This is a genomic window from Blastococcus sp. SYSU D00695 (genome assembly GCF_054050555.1).
In genome coordinates this window covers 1-17,000 of record NZ_JBJGZP010000043.1, presented here as the reverse complement: position 1 = coordinate 17,000, position 17,000 = coordinate 1, and the positions used below count along the sequence as shown (strand labels likewise).

Genomic DNA, 17,000 nt, shown 5'->3' with positions numbered 1-17,000 from the left:
GAGATCGGCGATCTCGGCGGTATCAGCTGCTGATGCCGCCGAGATCGCCGATCTCGGCGGGCAGACGGGGCGCGGAACGCCGACAGGGGCGGCCCCGCGTGCTGCGGGACCGCCCCTGCCGGGACGTGCTGGGTGCTACCGGACGGCAGCGGCGGGACTCAGAAGTCCATGCCGCCCATGCCGCCGTCGCCACCGGGCATGGCCGGGGCGGCCTTCTCCGGCTTGTCGGCGATGACGGCCTCGGTGGTGAGGAAGAGCGCCGCGATGGAGGCGGCGTTCTGCAGCGCCGAGCGGGTGACCTTGGCCGGGTCGATGATGCCGGCCGCGACCAGGTCCACGTACTCGCCGGTGGCGGCGTTGAGGCCGTGCCCGGTGTCGGAGTTGCGGACCTTCTCCGCGACGACGCCACCCTCGAGGCCGGCGTTGACGGCGATCTGCTTCAGCGGGGCCTCGAGCGCGACGCGCACGATGTTGGCACCGGTCGCCTCGTCACCGTCGAGCTCCAGCTTCTCGAACGCGACGGCCGTGGCCTGCGCGAGGGCGACGCCACCACCGGCGACGATGCCCTCCTCGACGGCGGCCTTGGCGTTGCGCACCGCGTCCTCGATGCGGTGCTTGCGCTCCTTGAGCTCGACCTCGGTCGCGGCGCCGGCCTTGATGACGGCGACACCACCGGCCAGCTTGGCCAGGCGCTCCTGCAGCTTCTCGCGGTCGTAGTCGGAGTCCGACTTCTCGATCTCGGCGCGGATCTGGTTGACCCGGCCGGCGATCTGGTCGCTGTCGCCGGCGCCCTCGACGATCGTCGTCTCGTCCTTGGTGACGACGACCTTGCGGGCGCGGCCGAGCAGGTCGACGCCGGCGCTCTCGAGCTTGAGGCCGACCTCCTCGCTGATGACCTGGCCACCGGTGAGGATGGCGATGTCGGCGAGCATGGCCTTGCGGCGGTCACCGAAGCCGGGGGCCTTCACCGCGACGGACTTGAAGGTCCCGCGGATCTTGTTCACGACCAGGGTCGCCAGGGCCTCGCCCTCGACGTCCTCGGCGATGATGGCCAGCGGCTTGCCCGACTGCATGACCTTCTCCAGCAGCGGGAGCAGGTCCTTGACCGAGCTGATCTTCGAGTTGACGACGAGCACGTACGGGTCGTCGAGGACGGCCTCCATGCGCTCGGTGTCGGTGACGAAGTAGGGCGAGATGTAGCCCTTGTCGAAGCGCATGCCCTCGGTGAGCTCGAGCTCGAGGCCGAAGGTGTTGCTCTCCTCGACGGTGATGACGCCTTCCTTGCCGACCTTGTCCATCGCCTCGGCGATGAGCTCGCCGATGGCCGGGTCGGCGGCGGAGATCGACGCGGTGGCGGCGATCTGCTCCTTGGTCTCGACGTCCTTGGCGGTCGAGAGCAGGTAGTCGGTGACCGACGCGACGGCCTTCTCGATGCCCTTCTTCAGGGCCATCGGGTTGGCGCCGGCGGCGACGTTGCGCAGACCCTCGCGGACGAGAGCCTGGGCGAGCACGGTGGCGGTGGTGGTGCCGTCACCCGCGACGTCGTCGGTCTTCTTCGCGACCTCCTTGACGAGCTCGGCCCCGATCTTCTCCCACGGGTCCTCGAGCTCGATCTCCTTGGCGATGCTCACACCGTCGTTGGTGATCGTGGGGGCGCCCCACTTCTTCTCCAGGACGACGTTGCGGCCCTTGGGGCCGAGCGTCACCTTGACGGCGTCGGCGAGGGTGTTCATGCCCCGCTCGAGGCCGCGGCGCGCCTCTTCCTCGAAGGCGATCATCTTGGCCATGTGGTGATGTCCTCCATGCATGGATCGCTGCACGGCCGGGACCGGCGCCCGCGACGGACGACACCGGTGCTGCGGACGCTCCGTCGGTCCGCCGACCAGTGCCTCACCGTTCCGACCTGATTGGCACTCGGCACTGTCGAGTGCCAACCGAAGTCTGGCACTCGCCCCTGCCGAGTGCAAGAACGGGGGTGGACGGCGGACTGTTCCCGGCCCACCGGCCGAGTGACCGCCGCACCGGCGCCCCGGGTCCTCGGGGGTCGCCGGCATGGGAAGCGATCCCCACGTCTCCGGCCCACAGACGTGGGGATGGCTTCCCATGCCTCGACGCGGGAGAGGTGGACGGGTCCCGAGACGCACGGAGGCCCGGCCCCCACTCCGGGGACCGGGCCTCTGCGAGGACCGCGAGGGGTCAGGCGACGCGGACGCCGTCGGCCTGGGGACCCTTCTCGCCCTGGACGACCTCGAAGGTGACCCGCTGGCCCTCGTCGAGGCTCTTGTAACCGTCCATCTGGATGGCCGAGTAGTGGACGAAGACGTCCTGGCCGCCGTCGACGGCGATGAAGCCGAAGCCCTTCTCGGCGTTGAACCACTTCACGGTGCCCTGTGCCACGTGTGCTCCCACGGTGCGTGCGGACGGCCCCCGTCCTCCGGGTGCCGGGTCACCAGCTCTCCCGCCCGTACGACACGTGCGTGGAACTCGAACCGCGCGGAAAGCTACAACAAAGAGACGTCGAACACACCGGGTCGGCGCGCGACGTCACCCGGCCGAGCGGACGTCCTCGTCTCGCAACCCGGTCGGGGGACGGGGCCGCCCCCTAACGGATGAGCCCGGCCGCCCGGAGGGACTTCAGCGAGGGCTCCACGCGGTGGGTCGGGCCGACCACCGGCTCCAGCGGGTCGAGGGTCTTCAGCCCCTCCCCGGTGTTGAGGACGACGGTCTCCTTCGCCGGGTCCAGCCGCCCGTCGGCGACGAGCTGGCGCAGGACGGCGACCGTCACCCCGCCCGCGGTCTCGGCGAAGACGCCGGTGGTGCGGGCCAGGTCGCGGATCCCCTGCACGATCTCCTCGTCGCCCACCCGGCCGACCGCGCCGCCGGTGCGCCGGATCGCGTCGAGCGCGTAGGGACCGTCGGCGGGGTTGCCGATGTTCAGCGACTTCGCGATGCCGGTGGGCTTGACCGGCTTGACGACGTCCCAGCCGTTGTCGAACGCCGTGGCGATCGGGTCGCAGCCGGCGGACTGGGCGCCGAACACCGTCCACTCCGAGGCCTCGACGATCCCGGCCGCGGCGAGCTCGCGGAAGGCCTTGTCGACCTTGGTGAGCAGCGACCCGGACGCCATCGGGATGACGACCTGGGCGGGGATGCGCCAGCCGAGCTGCTCGGCGATCTCGTAGCCCACCGTCTTGGAGCCCTCGGCGTAGTAGGGACGGACGTTCTGGTTGACGAACGCCGTCTCCTCGAACTCGTCGGTCTCGCCGAGCTCGCTGGTCAGCCGGTTCACGTCGTCGTAGGAGCCGTCGACGGCGACCAGCGTCTGGCCGTAGACCGCCGACTGCACGACCTTGCCCGGCTCCAGGTCGCTGGGGATGAACACGACCGAGGGCAGGCCCGCGCGGGCGGCGTGCGCGGCGACGGAGTTGGCCAGGTTGCCGGTGGAGGCGCAGGCGATCTGCGAGTAGCCCAGCCGCCGGGCCGCGGTCGCGGCGAGGCTGACCACGCGGTCCTTGAACGAGTGCGTGGGGTTGGCCGAGTCGTCCTTCACCCACAGGCCACCGGTGATGCCGAGCTCGGCGGCGAGCCGGTCGGCGCGCACGAGCGGGGTCATGCCGGGGTCGAGCGAGACCCGGTCGGCCGGGTCCTGGCCGACCGGCAGCAGCGCGGCGTAGCGCCAGATGTTCTGCGGCCCGGCCTCGATCTGCTCCCGGCTCACCGCCTTCATCAGCTCGGGGTCGTAGTCGACCTCCAGCGGCCCGAAGCACTCGGCGCAGGCGTGCTGGGCGATGAGCCCGAAGGTGGCGCCGCAGTTGCGGCACACCAGGCCGCGGGCGGGACACGGGGGGACCGGGCCACCGGCGGACGCGTCGGCCTGGGCGGATCCGGGAGCGGTCAGGGTCATGCGACGACTACCTCCTCATCTTCCCCGCGGCGGGCCGTCGAGCCGCGCGGGACGGAATTGGCACCTCTCGCCGCGCATGCGCGCGGACGGCGGTTGCCGGGGCTTCGTCGGGCCGTGTCCCTCTGCCCCTCTGGATGAGTGGAACGGCTCCATGCTAACCCGCCGGGACCCGGCTCCAGGACCCCGGCCAGACTGCGGGCGTGGCCACGCGCATCGTCTACACCGACCTCGACGGCACCATGGTGGGCCCGCGCGGCTCGTTCTGGCACACCGCCGGCCGGGACCTGACCGCCGAGCCCGCCACCGCACTGCTGGACCTGCACCGGGCCGGCGTCCCGTTGGTCCTGGTCAGCGGGCGGACGCTGGAGCAGGTGGTCGAGGCCGGCCGGATCTTCGCGGCCGAGGGCGCGATCGCCGAGCTGGGCGCCGTCGTCAGCTGGAAGGGCGGCCGGGAGCGGCACCTGCTCACCGGCGACCTCCCGGCCCGGTACGAGGGGCGGACCCCGATGGACGTGTTCGCCGAGACGGGGCTCGTCGACACCCTGCTGGCCCGGCACGCGGGCCGGCTGGAGTGGCACGCCCCCTGGCACGCCACCCACGAGGCCGACGCGCTGCTGCGCGGCCGGGTCGACCCGCGCGCGATCGAGGCCGAGCTGGCCGAGGACGGGTACGAGTGGCTGACGCTCAACGACAACGGCGCAATCCAGGCGACGCCGTCCATGACGCTGGACGCCGACCCGGCACCGCCGCACGTCTACCACCTGATGCCCCGCGGCATCTCCAAGGGCAGGGCGATCGCCTGGGACCTGCGCCGGCGCGGCATCGACCCGGCCGACGCGGTGGCCATCGGCGACAGCGTCAGCGACCTGGACATGGCGCCCGCGGTCGGCCGGCTGTGGATCACCGCCAACGGCGCCGAGGTCGACGGGATGGCCCAGCGCCTGGCCGCCGTCCCCAACGCGACCGTGACCGGGGCGCCGATGGGCGAGGGCTGGGCCGAGGCCGTCCGCGCCAGCCTGTGACGGCGCGGGCGGCCCCGGCTCAGGAGGTGACGTCGCGCCGGGCGAAGTGGCGGAAGGCCAGGGCGGTGAACACGGCCGCGTAGACCAGCGACTGGACGACGCCGCGGAACATGTCCCCCGAGTCGACCGGCGTCAGCAGCAGGTCGGTCCAGGCGAACTCCTCCGCCGTCGGGAACCAGTCCCGGATCGACCCGAGCTGCTCCACCTGGTCGAGGATCGCGAACACGAACATCGTGAACACCGCCCCGCCGACGGCGGCCAGCGGCGCGTCGGTGACCGTGGACAGCCAGAACGCCAGGGTGCCGACGACGAGCAGGTGGACGGCGAGGTAGCCGACCATCCCGGCCAGCCGCAGCATGCCCTCCCCCTGGTCGAGGGTGACCCCCAGCGGGGTGCGGATGGCGTCGAAGCCGAACGCGAGCCCGCCGGCGACGACCGCGACCACGGTCAGCACCACCAGGGCGCCGACGGACAGCAGCAGCGCCGCGGCGAACTTCTGGCGGAGCAGCCGCATGCGGGGGACGGGGGTCGCCAGCGTGTACCGCAGCGACCCCCACTGCGCCTCGCTGGCCACGGTGTCGCCGAAGAACAGCGCGTAGACCACGACGAGGAAGAAGCCGGTGGTCGCGAACAGCACGAACAGGGTGAAGTTCAGCCCGCCGGAGGTCGCGACGTCGACGAGGTTGAGCCGGCTGTTCTCCTGCGCGTCCTCGCTCGCCCCGAACTTCAGCGCGGCGATGAGGATCAGCGGCAGGGCGACCATCAGCGCCAGCACGCCGAGCGTCCGGCGGCGCTTGAACTGCCGGCGCAGCTCGACCGACAGCCGCAGGGTGCGCTCGGGCCGGTAGCCGGCCACCGCCCCGGTCGGCTGCACGTGGCCGGTGTCGACCGCCATCAGGACCCCTCCCCCACCAGCGCCAGGAACGCGTCCTCGAGCCGCCGCCGCGGCGTGAACTGGTCGACCGCCACGTCCGCGGCGACCAGGGCCTGCAGCGCCTCCGCCCGCGAGGTGCCGCGGCCGAGCTCGGCGACCAGCCCGTCGTCGGTGCGCTCGGCGGTCACGCCGGGCAGCGCCTGCAGGACGGCGATCGCCCGCGCCTCGTCGGCGTCGTCGACCAGGCCGACGAGCACCGAGCCGCCGGTGCCCACGATCTCCTCCACGGTGCCCTGCGCGATCTTCTGGCCCTTGGCCATGACGACGACGTGGCTGCAGGTCTGCTCGATCTCGCTGAGCAGGTGGCTGGAGACGATGACGGTGCGCCCGGTGGCCGCGTAGGAGCGCAGCACCTCGCGCATGGCGTGGATCTGCGGCGGGTCGAGGCCGTTGGTCGGCTCGTCGAGCACGAGCAGGTCGGGCAGCCCGAGCATCGCCTGCGCGATCGCGACCCGCTGCCGCATGCCCTGGCTGTAGCGGCGCACCGGCCGGTCGACGGCGGCGCCGAGGCCGGCCACCTCGATCGCCTCCTCCATGTGCGCGTCCGCCTCGGGGCGCCCGGTCGCCGCCCAGTACAGCCGCAGGTTCTCCCGGCCGGACAGGTGCGGCATCAGCCCGGTGCCCTCGACGAAGGAGCCCAGCCGGGACAGGACCGGCCGGCCGGGGCCGGCGGCGTGGCCGAAGACGCTGATCCGCCCCTCGGTCGGCCGGATCAGGCCCATGAGCATCCGCAGCGACGTCGTCTTGCCGGCGCCGTTGGGGCCGAGCAGCCCGAGCACCTGGCCGCGGCGCACCTCGAACGAGAGGTCCCGGACGGCGACGAAGCCGTCCTTGTAGGCCTTGGTGACGCCCTCGAACCGCAGCGGCACGTCCTCGCCGTCGGGCTCGACGACCGACACCCGCCGCCGCTGCCGCCGCCCCCACAGCACGGCCGCCAGCCAGCCGAGCAGGGCCAGGCCCGCGAGGACGCCGAGCAGGACCCACCAGCGGCTGCCGTTGCTGTCGCCGACCGGGGTGCCGGCGACCTCGGGCACGGCCAGGACGGTGCCCTCACCGTCGGCCGGCGCCACCGAGTAGACCGCCGCCTGGGCCGGCAGGGCGTAGGCCTGGTCGGTGGAGGAGACCAGCACGCGCATGGTGTGGCCGGCCTCGAAGCGGTGCACGATCCCCGGCAGCGCGACGGTGACGCGGGTGGGGGCGCTCGGGTCCGTCGACAGGCCGGTGAGCTGCAGCGGGGCGACGAGGCCGGAGGGCAGGGTGAGGCCGCCGTCGGCGTCGACGTCGTACAGCTTCGCGAACAGCACCGCCGTACCGCTGGGCGAGGAGACGGCGAGGTCGACCGTCGGGGCGCCGACCACCTCGACGGCCGCGTCGAGCGGGCGGCTGTCGAAGGCGGCGAACTGGCCGGGGATCTCCACGGTGGCGCCGCCCAGCGCGGCGGTGACCGCACCGAGCCCGGGAACGGTGGTGAGCGCGGCGGGGGTGCCGCCGGCCGGGGTGACGACGGGCTGCGCCGGCCCGGTGACCGGGACGGCCTCCCGCTCGGCGGCCGCGGCGCCGTCCAGGCCCGGGTAGGTGTCGGCGTCGACGGTCCGGGTGGCGCTGCCGCCCTGCACCGTCAGGCCGGTGGTGGCCACGCCCGTGGGTGCGGGGAACGAGAAGCCGGTGCCCGGGTCGCTGCCGCGGTCGGGGTCGCCCGCCTCGCGCAGGTGCCAGGAGAACCAGGCGGCGACCTCGTCGCGCAGCGCGTCCTCGACCCGGGCGGGCGCGCTGTTGTCGTGGCCGCCGTCGTACCAGACGACGCGGACGGGGGTGCCGTTGGCGGCGATGCCGCGGGCGTTGGCGTCGGCCTGGCCGAGGCCGAACAGGGAGTCCTGGGTGCCCTGGACCAGCAGGGTGGGGGCGGTGATGCGGTCGAGCACGCCGGCCGGGCTGCTGCGGTCGAGGATCGCGGCGATCTCCGGGGTGAGCGTCCCGGTGGCGGCCGCGTCCTGGTAGGCGGCGCAGATGTCGGCGCGGAACCGGCCGCAGGTCAGCGCCTGCTCGACCGACTGCGGGTCGAGCGCGGACGGGTCGACCGGCGGCAGGTCCGGCGCCCCGGCGCCCGCGCTCCCTCCCCCGCCGAGCGCCCCGAGCAGGCCGCCGGCGGTCGGCACCGAGCCGGCGCCGAAGAACAGGCCGGCCCACAGCCGCTTGTAGACGCCGCCCGCGCCCTGGGGGGTGGCCGCGACCGTGGTGCCGTCGTCGGGGCCGGCGGAGTTCGGGAACAGCGCGGCGGTGAGCGAGTTCCAGGTGATCTGCGGGGCGATGGCGTCGACCCGGTCGTCGTAGGCCGCGCCCAGCAGGGACAGCGCGCCGCCGTAGGAGGCGCCGGCGACACCGACCCGCGGGTCGCCCGGCCCGTCGAGGAGGACGTCGTCGCGCTGGGCGAGGAGGTCGAGCAGCGTCGAGAGGTCGGCGACCTCGTAGCGCGGGTCGTCCAGGCCGATCTGGCCGGTGCTGGCACCGAAGCCGCGGGCCGAGTAGGTGAGGACGACGAAGCCCCGGTCGGCGAGGTCGCGGGCGTCGTCGGCCACCGACTCCTTGCTGCCGCCGAAGCCGTGCGCCAGGACGACGGCGGGCGCGGGGTCGTCGGCGTCGGCGGAGCCGGGCAGGAACAGCGTGGTGTCGAGCCGGACGGCGTCCTCGCCGGTGCCGGAGGGGACCATGGCCTCCTCGGTGCGCACCTCGGCGGCCGCCGCGGGGGTCGCGGGCAGCAGCACCAGCAGGGGGCCAGCGAGCAGGAGCGGGAGCAGGGCGGCGAGCATCGACCGGGCGCCTCGGCGCGGGCGGCGACGCTCGGGCCCGCGGGGAGGGCGCACGCAGCCCCCAACGGACGGCGACACGACGGTGTTCCGCGGACGTCCGCCCGGTGGATGCGTCAGGGCTGCCAGTCGCCGGCGGCGACCACGACCAGGCCGCCCGCCGAGGCCTCGGGCACCTCGAAGAAGCGCTCGACGGGCCCGGTCACCTCGGGGTGTGCCTCGACCAGCTGCTGCGCGGACTGCCGCTGGGTCTCGTCGCCGGCGGTGAAGTAGACGGTCGTGACCGCGACGTCGTCGCCCTCGTAGGCGCCGGTGTCGACCGTCTCCCAGCCCTCGCCGGCGAGGACGTCGGCGATCGTGCCGGCCAGGCCGGTCACGCCCGTCGCGTTGAGCACGGTCACCGGCACCCGGACCGGCGTCGGCGGGACCTCTGCGACCGGTGGCAGCGGCTCGACGCTCAGCGGCGGCAGGGCGCCGCTGGTGACGACCGGCGCCGAGGTGGTGGGCGTGGGCTCCGGCCGGGCGTCGGCGGCCTCGCGGGTCTCCGGCGCGGTGAAGGAGTAGACGCCCAGCACCCCGAGCGCCACGACGGCGACGGCGACGAGCGCGGCCACCCAGCGGCGGCGCGACGGCCGGGGCTCGTCGTCCTCCGTGCCGGGGACGGGCGTGCGGACGTGCGGCACGCCGTTGCGCCGGGCGTCGCGGCGCCGCTGCTCCTCGGCGGCCTGGCGCTCGGCACGCAGCGCGGCGCGGCCGCCGACGACGGCGGTCTGCGAGCCGCTGGCGGGCGGGCGCTCGTCGATGCCGCGGTCGCGCCGGTCGGCGGCGGCCACGTCGACGTCGCCGGGTCCGGGAGCGCCGAACCGCTCCTCGTACGCCCCGGTGTCGGGCACCTCGGTGGCCGGCGCGGCGGCGGCGCCGCGGGCGGGCCGGCGGTCGGGGATGGCGGTGGTCGACGGCGCCTCGCCCGAGCCCGAGGGCCGGGTCCAGTCGCGGTAGGCCGGGGCGCCGCCCGGCGCCGGCGCCCACGGCGGCTCGGCGGGGCGCTGCCGGACCGCGGGGACGGCGGTCGGCGGGGCGTCGGGGACGGCGGGCGGCTCGTCGAGCCAGGCGCGGTCCCAGCCGGGGGTGGAGACGTCGGGCAGCGGCGCCGAGGGGTGCTCGGTGGGCCCGGGCGTCGGCACGGCCTGGAAGGGGGCGACGGTCGTCCGCGGGCCGGCGGCCGCGGGGGGCGGCGCCGCGGGCCCGGCGCCGCGCGTGGCGGCGCCGGCGGCGGCGGGCGCCACCGGCTCGGGCGCCGGCGGCCGGGGCCGGGACGGCGGGGCGGTGTCGGCCGGGCGGCCCCGGGCGGGTGCTGCGGCGGCGGGGCGGGCGGGCGCGGACGGGCGACCGGCGGCGGGGGCAGCGGGCAGACCGGAGGCCGCGGCGGGGCGGCCGGGAGGGGTGGCGGGGCGGCCCGCCGGACCGGTGGCGGCCCCCTCGGCGGCGGCGGGGCGGCCCCCGGGGCCCCCGGGGCGGCGGCCGGGGTCGATGCCGGCCGCGAGCAGGCCCTCGCGGCGGCGGTCGGCGCGGCTGCGACCCGGCGTGGTCGGGTGGTCGCCGGGATCCTCCGGGAGGGCCGGAGCGGCGCCCGGGGCGTCGGTCCGGCGACGGTTCAGCGGGACCGAGGGGGTCCCCCGGTCCGAGCCGTCACCGCCTGGTGCGTCATGCCTCCCCACGGTGTTCGAATCTAGACAACACGGTTGTCATTTCCCAGGAGGTTGGCCGAACGACGCTGCCCGCGCGCGGCGCGCAGCCTCCGCAGCCGGCGGACCAGCAGGGGGTCGGCGGCCAGCGCGGCGGGTCGGTCGACCAGCGCGTTCAGCGCCTGGTAGTAGCGGGTGGGCGCCTGGCCGAACCGCTCGCGGATGGCCGTCTCCTTGGCGCCGGCGTGGCGCCACCACTGGCGCTCGAAGGCCAGCATCTCGTGCTCACGGCGGCTGAGACCGGCCGCGGGCGCCGGGGCGGCCTCGCCCGGCGGCTCCTCGCCCGGGGACTCCTGGGCCCCGGCCGGAGCCTCGGGCAGCTCGGGCGCGGGGGTCTCGGGCGGGGGCGGGGCGACCTCGCCCCCCGGCGGGGAGACCGCGGGGGCTGGTTCGGGGTGCATCGGGGGTCCTCCGGTCGTGCGCGCGGGGAAGGAGCGCGACACCGACGACGGTAGTCGCGGCCACCGACGGTTCGGCGTCCTCAGCCGGGGGCGGCGACCGTGTCCGTGGCGCGGCGGCGCGCCCCGGCCCGGGCGGCGCGGAGGCTGTCGGCGCTGAACACCGCGAGCGCGACCCACACGATGACGAAGCCGGCCAGCCGCGCGGGCGGCATCGGCTCGGAGAAGACGAAGACGCCGAGCGCCAGCTGCATCAGCGGGGTCACGTACTGCAGCAGCCCGACCGTCGACAGCGGCACCCGCCGGGTGGCGGCGGCGAACAGCAGCAGCGGCACCGCCGTCGCGATGCCGGAGCTCAGGAGGAGCAGGAGGTGACCGGCGCCCTCGCTGCCCGCCGTCCCCTCGCCGCGGGCGTGCAGGAGGACGAGGAAGGCCGCGGCGGGGACGAGCACCACCGCCGTCTCGACGAACAGGCCGGGGGCCGCCTCGACGCGCACCAGCTTCTTCATGAGGCCGTACAGCCCGAAGCTGGCGGCCAGGCCGAGGGCGATCCACGGCGGCCGGCCGTAGTCCACGGTGAGGACGACGACGGCGAGGGCGGCGATGCCGACCGCGGTCCACTGCAGCGGCCGCAGGCGCTCGGCGAAGAAGACGACGCCCAGCACCACGCTGACCAGCGGGTTGATGAAGTAGCCCAGCGAGGTCTCCACCACGTGGCCGGAGTTGACGCCGTAGACGAACACCAGCCAGTTGGCGGAGACGAGCACGGCCGCGGCGGCCAGCACGGCCAGCGTGCGGCGGTCCCGGACGGCCGCCGGCACGTGCGACCAGCGCCGCAGCACCGTCAGCAGCAGCGCGACGAAGACGGCCGACCACACGATCCGGTGGGCGACGATCTCCACCCCGCCGGCCGGCTCGAGCAGCCGGAAGTACAGCGGGAAGACGCCCCACAGCAGGTAGGCGGCGAGCCCGCAGAGCACCCCGAGGCGGCCTTCCTGCACCGCCGCACCGTACGCCGCGCGGGCCCGGGTCGTGAGCCGGGCTCACGACCTCCGGTCAGACGGTCTGGATGTAGTCGACCAGCTGCGCGCGCTCCTGCTCCAGCTCGTCCAGCCGCGCCTTGACGACGTCGCCGATCGACACGATGCCGACCATGCGGCCGTCCTCGACCACGGGCACGTGCCGGATCCGGTGCTCGGTCATGGTGCGCGCGAGCTCGTGCACCGAGGCCCCCGGCACGCAGGTGCGCACCTCGGCGGTCATCACCGCCGAGACGGGGTCGTCGAGCAGGGCGGCACCGCGGGTGGGGAGGGCGCGGACGACGTCCCGCTCGGTGACGATGCCCGCGATCGAGCGGCCGTCCGGCGAGACGACGAGGGCACCGATGCCGTGTTCGGCGAGCAGGCGCAGGGCCTCGGCGACGGTCGCGTCGGACTGGACGGTGGCCACCTGCGGGCCCTTGTGGCTGAGCACTTGCGCGATCTGCACGGGGACCTCCCGGGACGCGGCGACGGCCGCAGTGTGCCCGGCGTCACATCGCCGGGCAAGGGGCCCGCCACGGGACGCCGGAGAGGCCTACCGTCGAGGGGTGCGCACACGGCAGTCCGCGCCCGCGACCGCGCCCCGACCCGGCGCCCTCCGGTGGCTCCGCTACGCCCTCGGCGGCGGGCTGCCGGAGCGGTACGCCCCGTGGGTGCTGGCCGACACGACCGAGCCGGGGTGGGTCCGCCGCCACATCGCGCGGGCCGTCGTCCAGATGCTGCCGCTGATGGCGCTGTGCCTGGTCGTGCCGGTGCCGTGGAGCTACCGGCTCACCGCGGCGCTCGGCGGCCTGCTCATCGGCCTGATGTTCTCGTTGGCGTTCATGGTGGAGACGACCGAGCACCGCGTCGCGAAGGCCGGCTACCCGCCCGGCACCGCCGCGGCGCTGCGGGAGGAGCGCATCGAGCGGGCGCGCGTGGAGCGCGAGGCGCCCTACCGGGTCGGCGGGGCCGGGAGCTTCGACTGAGCCGACGAGGGGACTCGAACCCCTAACCGCCCGATTACAAGTCGGGTGCGCTACCAGTTGCGCCACGCCGGCGGGACGTGGGGACAGGTCCCGGCACGAGTCTAGGGACAACGCAGCGGGCGACTCCGCGGCGGCGGCGACCCGGCGCCTCCGGCGTCCCACCGTCGGCGGCGCGCTCCCCGGGGGGACGGGTCAGGCGTCGGTGCCGGCGGCTCGCGACCGCAGGTAGCGGGCGGGGTCGGTGGCCGACGTCGGGCCGGCGGCCAGCCAGCGGGCGAAGCCGGCCGGGTCGCGCCGCTCCAGCTCGTCCAGGACGGCGCCCCGCCGGCGGACGACCGCCGCCCGCGAGCGCGGGTCCAGCACCGCGTCCAGCGCGGCCGACGTCGCCACCCACTCCCGCGCCAGCGCCTCGATCGGCAGCACCTGCAGGCCCTCCCCCACCGGCGGGCCCGCCACGTGGTTGCCGGTCACGACCGTGGGACGTGGGGCCGGCCCGACCGCGGGTCGGACGGCCAGCGACGAGGACGCGGGCTGCCCCCGGCGCGCCGGCGTCGTCCGCAGCAGCCACACCGCCAGGCCGGTCACCCCGGCGACCCCGCCGACGATCGTCGTCACCAGCGCCCCGGCGATCGCGGCCACGCCCGCGAGGACCAGCAGCACGCCGATCGTCCAGGCGGCGGTCTGCCAGCCGGCGTCCAGGGTCGCCCGCAGGTCGTCCTCGGTGGACTCGCGCGCGATGCCCGCCGCGAGTGCCCCGGTCACCACGGCACCGAGGCCGACGGCGAGCAGCCCGGCCGGGCGCAGGGACAGACCACCGACCAGCGCCAGCCCGCCGACGACGACGAGGGCCACGCAGGCCAGGCAGCGGACGAGCACACCGCGGGACGACACGGGAGGCCTCCGGGAAGGACGAGGCGGTCCGAGCGGGGCATCCGCTCGCCGCCGCCTTCTACCCGACATCCCGTCGACCGCACACCGCACCGGCGTGTCGCTGCGCGGCGTGTCGTCCCAGTGATCTCACAGGCTGCTCCCAGCGCCGTCGGAGAGGGGCGGCCGACAGTCGTCCTCGGAGCAGCGAACGGCTGCGCCGGAGGAGGAGACCTCAGATGGACCAGCAGCACCCGGGGGACACGACCGGCAACGGCCAGCAGCACCCCACCGGCGGCTCCGCGCCGCAGGGCCCGGTCACCCCGGGCCGGCAGTCCGCCCCCGCGCCCGCCCCGGCGCCGGCGGTCGAGACCCCGGCGCCGCAGGGTCCGCCGCCGCAGGGCCCAGCGCCGCAGGATCCGGCCGCCCAGGGCCTGCCGCCCCACGCACAGGCACCGCACGGCCAGGCACCCCACGCACAGGCACCGCACGGCCAGGCACCCCACGCACAGGCACCGCTCGGCCAGGCACCGCACGGCCAGGCACCCCAGGGGCAGGTCCCCCCGGCGTGGCGGCCGCCCACGCCCCCCGCGCAGCCCGCCCCCACCTGGCACGCCCCGCACGGCGCCGGGCCCGCCGGGCACCCGGGGGCCGCCGCCGCGGTCCTCCCCGCCCCGCCCACGTCCCGGCGGACCGGCCGGCTGCGGATCGGCATCGCCGGCCTGGTCGCCGGCGCGCTGATCGGCGGCGGCGCCGGTGCCGGGGTCGTGGCGCTGACCGATGACGGGTCCGGCCGCGGCACCACCCCCGTCGCGGCGCAGGCGGTGACCATCACCGATCCCGACAACGCCACCGCCGTGACGGCCGCCGCCGCCAAGGCCACGCCCAGCGTCGTCACCATCTACGTGACCAGCGGCTCCTCGTCCGGCAGCGGATCGGGCGTCGTCCTCACCGACGACGGCTACGTCGTGACCAACAACCACGTGGTCACCCTCGACAGCAGCACGGACGGCGCCGCGGTCCAGGTGCGCACGTCGGACGGCACCCTCTACGACGCCACCGTGGTCGGCACCGACCCGACGTCCGACCTCGCCGTGATCAAGCTGGACGGCGCCCGCGACCTCACCCCGGCCCACTTCGCCGACTCGGAGAAGGTGCAGGTCGGCGACCTGGCCGTGGCCATCGGCGCGCCCCTCGGCCTGTCCGACACGGTGACCGACGGGATCATCAGCGCGACCGACCGCGCCGTCGCCACGGGCTCCACGCAGGACGACGCGACGGTCATCGACGCCCTGCAGACCGACGCCGCGATCAACCCGGGCAACTCCGGCGGCGCGCTGGTGAACGCCGCCGGCGAGGTCATCGGCATCAACAGCGCGATCGCCACCGTCGCCTCCGGGGCTCCCGGCTCGTCCGGCCAGAGCGGCAACATCGGCGTCGGCTTCGCCATCCCCAGCAACACCGCGCAGCGGATCGCCGAGGAGATCATCGCCAAGGGCTCGGCCGACACCGCCTACCTCGGGGTGAGTGCCCGCACCGCCGGCGAGGGCGAGGTCGGCACCGGCGCGCAGGTGGTGCAGGTGCAGCCCGGCTCCCCCGCAGCCGACGCCGGCCTAACCGCGGGCGACGTGGTCACCGCGGTCGGCGACCGGCCGATCACCAGCTCGACCGAGCTCACCGCCGCCGTCCGCAGCCACGCGCCGGGCGAGAAGGTGGCGCTGACCGTCCAGCGGTCGGGGCAGGCCAGCACCGTCGACGTGACCCTGGCGACCGCGACGAGCTGAGACCGGACCTGCCCGGAGGACCCCGTCGGCCCCCGTCCCGAGGCTCGCCCCGAGCCTGCGCGGGGTGAGGACGACGGGGTCCTTCTAGGCTCGGTCCGTGCCGGCACCCCGCCCGACCGCACCCCTGGCGGGGTCGCTCGACGACCCGCGGCGGGCGCGGGACCTCGCCCGCATGAAGCGGCTGGCGACGGGGCTGTTCCTGCTCGCCGCCGCCGTCTTCCTCGCCTGCGTCCTGATCGGTGACGGCGCCGGCGCCTGGGTCGGGTACGTGCGGGCCACCGCCGAGGCCTCGATGGTCGGCGCGCTGGCCGACTGGTTCGCCGTCACCGCGCTGTTCCGGCACCCGCTGGGGCTGCCGATCCCGCACACGGCGATCATCCCGCGCAAGAAGGACCAGATCGGCGCCAGCCTGGGCACCTTCGTCCAGGAGAACTTCCTGACCCGCGCGGTGGTCGAGGAGAAGCTCACCACCGTCGACGTCCCCGGCCGGCTCGGCGCCTTCCTCGCCGCGCCGGGCCGCGCCGAGCGGCTGGCCGGGGACGCCGCCGCCGCGCTGTCCGGCCTCACCGACCTGCTCCGCGACGAGGACGTGCAGCCCGCCGTCGCCGCGCTCGTGGACCGCAAGCTGCACGAGACACCTGCCGCACCCGTCCTGGCCCGGGTGCTGGAGCTCGTGGTGGACGGCGACCGGCACCAGGAGGTGCTGTCGGCGGCGCTGCGCTACGGCGCCCGCTTCCTGGAGGAGAACCGCGTCGTCTTCCGCGCGCAGCTCGGCGACGCCTCACCCGCCTGGGTGCCCGACTGGGTCGACGACCGGGTCTTCACCAAGGCCTTCAACGGCGTCCAGCAGTTCCTCGAGGAGGTCGGCGCCGACCGCCACCACGAGCTGCGCCGCGTCTACGACGCCCGGCTGCGCGCCTACGTGCACGCGCTGCGCACCGACCCGGCGACGCAGGGCCGCGTCGAGGAGTTCAAGAAGGACCTGCTGGAGCACCCGGCGATCCGCGAGTGGTCCGGCTCGCTGTGGACCAACGCCAAGACCGCGTTCCTCGCCGCCGCCGCGGACCCGGACTCCGCGCTGCGGGCCCGCGTCGTGGCCCTGATCCGGGACGGCGCGGCGCTGCTGCAGACCGACCCGCGGGCCCGCGAGCTCGTCCAGCGGCAGACCCGCCGGGCGGCCGGCTACCTGGTGGAGCGGTTCTCCGGCGACCTCGCCGACGTCGTCGGCAGCACCGTCGCCCGCTGGGACACCGAGGAGACCAGCCGCCGCATCGAGCTGCAGGTCGGCCGGGACCTGCAGTTCATCCGGATCAACGGCACCGTCGTCGGCGGCCTCGCCGGCCTGCTGATCTACACGATCGCCCAGCTGCTCGGCTGAGCCGCTCCCCCGGCCCTGCGCCCCCGCCCCGCGCCCCCGCCCCGGGGGGGGGGGGGGGGGGGGGGGGGGGGGGGGGGGGGGGGGGGGGGGGGGGGGGGGGGGGGGGGGGGGGGGGGGGGGGGGGGGGGGGGGGGGGGGGGGGGGGGGGGGGGGGGG

At 75.8% G+C, this 17,000-nt stretch carries 14 protein-coding genes, 1 tRNA gene and 1 riboswitch; of the genes, 4 read left to right on the top strand and 11 right to left on the bottom strand.

The window, feature by feature from the left end; all coding sequences use genetic code 11:
- Positions 1 to 158: 158 nt before the first annotated feature.
- From groL to thrC, 3 genes are all read right to left on the bottom strand, one after another.
- On the bottom strand, positions 159 to 1,787 hold the full coding sequence (groL, locus tag ACI781_RS18360) for a chaperonin GroEL (RefSeq protein ID WP_456567570.1): 1,629 nt from the start codon (positions 1,785 to 1,787) through the stop codon (positions 159 to 161).
- Between the two features lie 409 nt (positions 1,788 to 2,196).
- Positions 2,197 to 2,397 (bottom strand): cold-shock protein, encoded by a 201-nt coding sequence (locus ACI781_RS18355; RefSeq protein ID WP_089405184.1) that lies wholly within the window; start codon positions 2,395 to 2,397, stop codon positions 2,197 to 2,199.
- A 205-nt stretch (positions 2,398 to 2,602) separates the two neighbouring features.
- Positions 2,603 to 3,904, bottom strand: coding sequence for a threonine synthase (gene thrC / locus ACI781_RS18350; protein WP_456567569.1), 1,302 nt, complete (start codon positions 3,902 to 3,904; stop codon positions 2,603 to 2,605).
- A gap of 12 nt (positions 3,905 to 3,916) precedes the next feature.
- A riboswitch (SAM riboswitch) is annotated at positions 3,917 to 4,045 on the bottom strand.
- A 59-nt stretch (positions 4,046 to 4,104) separates the two neighbouring features.
- Between thrC and ACI781_RS18345 the strand changes: the two genes are divergently transcribed.
- Positions 4,105 to 4,926: an HAD-IIB family hydrolase gene (locus ACI781_RS18345; RefSeq protein ID WP_456567568.1), complete on the top strand. Its 822-nt coding sequence runs from the start codon at positions 4,105 to 4,107 to the stop codon at positions 4,924 to 4,926.
- A gap of 19 nt (positions 4,927 to 4,945) precedes the next feature.
- On the opposite strand, the gene ACI781_RS18340 is transcribed toward ACI781_RS18345, so the two are convergent.
- The 6 genes from ACI781_RS18340 to ACI781_RS18315 form a co-directional block, all read right to left on the bottom strand.
- Positions 4,946 to 5,821, bottom strand: a complete 876-nt coding sequence (locus tag ACI781_RS18340) for an ABC transporter permease (protein ID WP_456567567.1) — start codon at positions 5,819 to 5,821, stop codon at positions 4,946 to 4,948.
- Entirely contained in the window at positions 5,821 to 8,667 is a 2,847-nt protein-coding gene (locus ACI781_RS18335) for an alpha/beta fold hydrolase (RefSeq protein WP_456567566.1), read from the bottom strand. Before ACI781_RS18335 ends, ACI781_RS18340 begins: the two co-directional genes overlap by 1 nt.
- A gap of 113 nt (positions 8,668 to 8,780) precedes the next feature.
- The gene (locus ACI781_RS18330; protein ID WP_456567565.1) at positions 8,781 to 9,848 is read right to left on the bottom strand and encodes a LytR C-terminal domain-containing protein; all 1,068 of its coding nucleotides are present in this window, start codon (positions 9,846 to 9,848) and stop codon (positions 8,781 to 8,783) included.
- A 545-nt stretch (positions 9,849 to 10,393) separates the two neighbouring features.
- A complete protein-coding gene (locus tag ACI781_RS18325; protein WP_456567564.1) occupies positions 10,394 to 10,810 on the bottom strand; it encodes a DUF3263 domain-containing protein in 417 nt (138 codons plus the stop codon).
- A gap of 80 nt (positions 10,811 to 10,890) precedes the next feature.
- On the bottom strand, positions 10,891 to 11,808 hold the full coding sequence (rarD, locus tag ACI781_RS18320; protein WP_456567563.1) for an EamA family transporter RarD: 918 nt from the start codon (positions 11,806 to 11,808) through the stop codon (positions 10,891 to 10,893).
- Between the two features lie 55 nt (positions 11,809 to 11,863).
- The gene (locus ACI781_RS18315; RefSeq protein WP_456567562.1) at positions 11,864 to 12,295 is read right to left on the bottom strand and encodes a CBS domain-containing protein; all 432 of its coding nucleotides are present in this window, start codon (positions 12,293 to 12,295) and stop codon (positions 11,864 to 11,866) included.
- A 100-nt stretch (positions 12,296 to 12,395) separates the two neighbouring features.
- On the opposite strand from ACI781_RS18315, the gene ACI781_RS18310 reads away from it, so the two are divergent.
- Positions 12,396 to 12,815 carry a DUF5313 family protein gene (locus tag ACI781_RS18310; RefSeq protein ID WP_456567561.1) on the top strand — a complete coding sequence of 140 codons (420 nt, stop codon included), beginning with the start codon at positions 12,396 to 12,398 and terminating at the stop codon, positions 12,813 to 12,815.
- Here the strand turns inward: ACI781_RS18310 and ACI781_RS18305 are convergent.
- Positions 12,815 to 12,887, bottom strand: a tRNA-Thr gene (locus ACI781_RS18305). The two genes, ACI781_RS18310 and ACI781_RS18305, sit on opposite strands and share 1 nt — an antisense overlap.
- Positions 12,888 to 13,007: 120 nt before the next feature.
- The gene (locus tag ACI781_RS18300) at positions 13,008 to 13,706 is read right to left on the bottom strand and encodes a hypothetical protein (RefSeq protein ID WP_456567560.1); all 699 of its coding nucleotides are present in this window, start codon (positions 13,704 to 13,706) and stop codon (positions 13,008 to 13,010) included.
- A gap of 215 nt (positions 13,707 to 13,921) precedes the next feature.
- Here ACI781_RS18300 and ACI781_RS18295 point away from each other — a divergent pair, with 215 nt between their 5' ends.
- Both ACI781_RS18295 and ACI781_RS18290 read left to right on the top strand, forming a co-directional pair.
- Complete coding sequence (locus tag ACI781_RS18295; protein WP_456567559.1) at positions 13,922 to 15,466, top strand: S1C family serine protease; 1,545 nt, start codon at positions 13,922 to 13,924, stop codon at positions 15,464 to 15,466.
- 97 nt (positions 15,467 to 15,563) lie between these two features.
- A complete protein-coding gene (locus tag ACI781_RS18290) occupies positions 15,564 to 16,844 on the top strand; it encodes a DUF445 domain-containing protein (protein WP_456567558.1) in 1,281 nt (426 codons plus the stop codon).
- Positions 16,845 to 17,000: the final 156 nt, after the last annotated feature.

Bases quoted from the DNA above. Each gene is read 5' to 3' on its own strand.
- groL (WP_456567570.1), bottom strand. From the start codon at position 1,787: ATGGCCAAGATGATCGCCTTCGAGGAAGAGGCGCGCCGCGGCCTCGAG.
- ACI781_RS18325 (WP_456567564.1), bottom strand. From the start codon at position 10,810: ATGCACCCCGAACCAGCCCCCGCGGTCTCCCCGCCGGGGGGCGAGGTC.
- ACI781_RS18295 (WP_456567559.1), top strand. From the start codon at position 13,922: ATGGACCAGCAGCACCCGGGGGACACGACCGGCAACGGCCAGCAGCAC.
- ACI781_RS18335 (WP_456567566.1), bottom strand. From the start codon at position 8,667: ATGCTCGCCGCCCTGCTCCCGCTCCTGCTCGCTGGCCCCCTGCTGGTG.
- thrC (WP_456567569.1), bottom strand. From the start codon at position 3,904: ATGACCCTGACCGCTCCCGGATCCGCCCAGGCCGACGCGTCCGCCGGT.
- ACI781_RS18340 (WP_456567567.1), bottom strand. From the start codon at position 5,821: ATGGCGGTCGACACCGGCCACGTGCAGCCGACCGGGGCGGTGGCCGGC.